Source organism: Cryobacterium cheniae (assembly GCF_004403395.1).
GTDB classification, from domain to species: Bacteria; Actinomycetota; Actinomycetes; order Actinomycetales; family Microbacteriaceae; genus Cryobacterium; species Cryobacterium cheniae.
In genome coordinates this window covers 1-3,274 of sequence record NZ_SOGN01000001.1, presented here as the reverse complement: position 1 = coordinate 3,274, position 3,274 = coordinate 1, and the positions used below count along the sequence as shown (strand labels likewise).

The following is a 3,274-nucleotide window of genomic DNA, read 5'->3' as shown; positions in this document are numbered from 1 at the left end:
AGGACATAGGTCGGGGCTCCGCCAAGAATGCGGAGCGTACGGTCCAGGGCCGCGAACACGGTCGGGGCGGTCCGGTCCCGGAGGGCGATCACGACCCGGAACCTCGACCACGCCAGCCAAGCGACGAACAACACCGTCTTGCGGCCGTCGATGACGGGGCCATCACCGAAGTCATACTGCAACCACATCCCCGGCTCCGTGATCCACGGCCGATGCACCCGGACCCGGCCAAATCGGCAGGCAACGCGGACCTGCGCGACCGCCCGCCGGGTCGAGCGCTCCGACCCCGTTTAACCGAGGGCGAGGAGTTTGTCGTGGGCCGGTCGGCGCGGATCTTGCCTTAGGACGCCTCGACCCATTCCTCGATCTTGGGCAAGAACGGGTCCGTGACCCGGCCCCGATACGCCGGCTCCGCGATCAGCTTGCCCGCATCGCGCGCCTCGACGTGGCGGGCAACGGTGTGGTGCGAGCAGCCGGTGAGCTCCGCTGTGGCGCGCAGCGATTTTGTTAGATCGTAGACAGCAAGTATTTCCATGATTTCTCCGTCATGCTTCATTTAGGGCCTCTTCCTGGGCGGCTTCCGCCAGCGGTGCCGGGCCCTACGCTGTGCACTCCGTGTGACCGGCCCAAGTCGAAGGGCCCAAAATTAAGTGGATATTCGTCAGTTCCCTCCCTTTACAGCTCCACATCATCAGGCAGTATCGGCGCCGGTACGATCCTGGCGGCGGTGTCATTGCGACGGTAGAGATGACCCTGGTCGGGGTCGCAGTCGCGGAAGGGCCCGTTGCCTTTGTCGAAGATCACCGCGGCGCGGCGGTCCCAGTGGTTGATCCACCAAGACGACACGGCGCCGGCGTCGCCGTCCATGACGCTGGTGTCGGCTTGCATGCTGGCCTGCCGGAGGGCTTTGAATCGGGCAACGACCTCGGGGTGGAGCTGGTCCCGGATCTGATCGCGCGGCTCATGAACGCTCGGTGGGTCTGAGTATTGCTGAGATCGCAGCGGTGTTGCAGGCGCACCTGGGCCAGGCGCTGCTGGGCGTGATCGTGGGTAAGAACGCCCGCACGCTTGCTCGCTGGACACACGCAACGGTGAGGCCGCCGCATGCGAGTGAGCAACTCCTCAGAGACACATTTCAGGTGTTCGAGATTCTCAGCTTCGTTCATTTGCCTGAAGTTGCCAGAGCGTGGCTCATGGGCATGCATCCGGAACTAGACGATGTTTCGCCGGCCGAAGCGCTTTCGAATGGACGCTCCCGAGAGGTCATGGCCCTGGCGCGGTCCTACATGGCCGCCGGCTAGGCCTTTCTGTCGTCAGCCGCGACGATCACCGACCACAGTCGGGAGACAATTGGGCCATGGCCCGTGATGATGTTGCTCTTCCCGATGGATACCCCGAGTTCCTCGTCTCACTTAAGCGCCGGGTCCGTGATTCTCAAATGCGCGCCCAGCGCACCGTCAATGCGCAACTGATCGAGCTGTATTGGAGCATCGGCAGAGAAGCGCTCAGCCAGCAGGCGGAGCAGGGATGGGGAGCCGGCGTGGTCGGTCGCCTCGCGGGAGATCTAAGGACTGAGTTCCCTCAGATGAAGGGATTTTCGTCCCGCAACCTTCATTACATGAGGGCGTTCGCAGTCGCCTGGGCTGGGACGGAACCAATTGTGCAACAGGCTGTTGCAGGATTGCCCTGGGGCCACATCACGGTCCTGCTCGACAAGCTCGACACCTCCAAGAGTCGGGAATGGTACGCCGCCTCAGCCGTGAAGAACGGTTGGTCCCGCAACCTACTTCTCAACCAGATCAAGAACCGCACCCTCGAGAGAACTGGTGCCGCACCCTCGAACTTCAGTGCCGAGCTAGCACCCGCTGATTCCGACCTGGCCCGGCAGATCGCCAAAGACCCCTACGCGTTCGATTTCTTGGAACTGACCGAGAACGCAGCCGAACGCGACCTAGATGTTCTTCCCATTGACGTTGTGAACGCGGTCGATGGGTGATTTGCCGCCGATGCCGGTATGGGGTCTGTGGTGATTGTAGCTATGGATCCAATCTTGGTATGTGTCGGCTCTGGCGTCATCTGAGTTGTAGTGCCGGGCGTAGGCCCACTCCGCGGCGAGCGTGCGGTGGAATCGCTCGATCTTCCCGTTGGTCTGTGGCCGGTAGGGCCGGGTGAACTTGTGCTTGATATCGCCGAGGGCGTCGTTGAAGAACCGGGACCGGTAGCAGGACCCGTTATCGGTCATCATCCGCAGCACGGTGATGCCGTGGGAGGCGTAGAAGGTGTTGGCGCGCGCCCAGAAGCCGGCGGCGGTTTCCTTCTTCTCGTTGGTCAGGATCTCGGAGTAGACGAGCCGGGAGCGGTCGTCGATCGCGGAGTGCAGGAAGGAATGGCCGACGCCGGACCGGTTCTTCTTCCCTGCCTGTCGGCCGAGGGTGCGGTGCCCGCCGCCGTCGGGGATGCGGCCGAGTTTCTTCACGTCCACGTGCACGAGATCGCCCGGATTCTCCCGCTCGTAACGGACCGCTTTCGGTTTACGGACCGGCAGTCCGGTGTTCAGATCGATGTGGCCCAGGAGCGGCATGTGATACCGGTTGAGGACCTTTGACACGGTCGACTGGGGCAGGTGCAGGTGGTAGCCGATCCGGTGTGGTCCCCACCGCCGGGTGAAGCGCAGCGCGATGATCCGCCGCTCGGTGCGACGATCCGTCCGACACGGTGATGCGTGCGGGCGCGACGAGCGATCTCCGAGGCCGTCCCGCCCGTGGGCGCGGTAGCGGGTCACCCATTTGGAAACGGTGGCGCGGGAGACCTGGAGGCGTTCGGCGACGCGGGCCTGCGCCCAGCCGTCGCGGACGACGAGGTGGGCGAGTTTCAGGCGCCCTTCCGGAGTGAGCGAGGCTTGGCATGGGTAACGTAAGAGATGAGGGCCTCCGTGGCATCGGCTTGAGTGTGGTAACCCAATCGATACCGGAGGTCCTCACCTTCTTAGCTCACGCCACGCACACAACCTCCGTGGGAACAACACCTAGAGCAAGCCCTCATGGACCGCATCGTCGATAAGCTCCGTGAGCTGGGAAAGGGGTTCGCGTTCGGTGGCCGGCAGGTCCACTTCGACGTCGCCGGCGATGACTTCTACCTCGACCTGCTGTTCTTTTACGTCGAGCAACTGCGATATGTCGTCATCGAGCTGAAGACCGGAAAGTTCCAACCCGAGCATGCCGGCAAACTCGCCTTCTACGTCTCCCTCGTCGACGACAGACTCCGACGAGACACC

Annotated in this window: 3 protein-coding genes and 3 pseudogenes; 3 read left to right on the top strand and 3 right to left on the bottom strand. The window is 63.2% G+C overall.

The window, feature by feature from the left end; translation table 11 throughout:
- Nucleotides 1-556, bottom strand: a pseudogene (locus E3T23_RS00030) (transposase); the annotation flags it as partial.
- 119 nt (nt 557-675) lie between these two features.
- Nucleotides 676-1,083 (bottom strand): DUF4913 domain-containing protein, encoded by a 408-nt coding sequence (locus E3T23_RS15750; RefSeq protein WP_166806138.1) that lies wholly within the window; start codon nt 1,081-1,083, stop codon nt 676-678.
- Between E3T23_RS15750 and E3T23_RS00020 the strand changes: the two genes are divergently transcribed.
- Nucleotides 975-1,301 carry a hypothetical protein gene (locus tag E3T23_RS00020; protein WP_134368378.1) on the top strand — a complete coding sequence of 109 codons (327 nt, stop codon included), beginning with the start codon at nt 975-977 and terminating at the stop codon, nt 1,299-1,301. The two genes, E3T23_RS15750 and E3T23_RS00020, sit on opposite strands and share 109 nt — an antisense overlap.
- A gap of 56 nt (nt 1,302-1,357) precedes the next feature.
- Nucleotides 1,358-1,996, top strand: a complete 639-nt coding sequence (locus E3T23_RS00015; protein WP_134368377.1) for a DUF1016 N-terminal domain-containing protein — start codon at nt 1,358-1,360, stop codon at nt 1,994-1,996.
- Here the strand turns inward: E3T23_RS00015 and E3T23_RS00010 are convergent.
- Nucleotides 1,952-2,922, bottom strand: a pseudogene (locus E3T23_RS00010) (IS481 family transposase). The gene E3T23_RS00015 and the pseudogene E3T23_RS00010 sit on opposite strands and share 45 nt — an antisense overlap.
- Before the next feature lie 94 nt (nt 2,923-3,016).
- Here E3T23_RS00010 and E3T23_RS00005 point away from each other — a divergent pair.
- A pseudogene (locus tag E3T23_RS00005) lies at nt 3,017-3,274 on the top strand (PDDEXK nuclease domain-containing protein); the annotation flags it as partial.

Bases quoted from the DNA above. Each gene is read 5' to 3' on its own strand.
- E3T23_RS00015 (WP_134368377.1), top strand. From the start codon at position 1,358: ATGGCCCGTGATGATGTTGCTCTTCCCGATGGATACCCCGAGTTCCTC.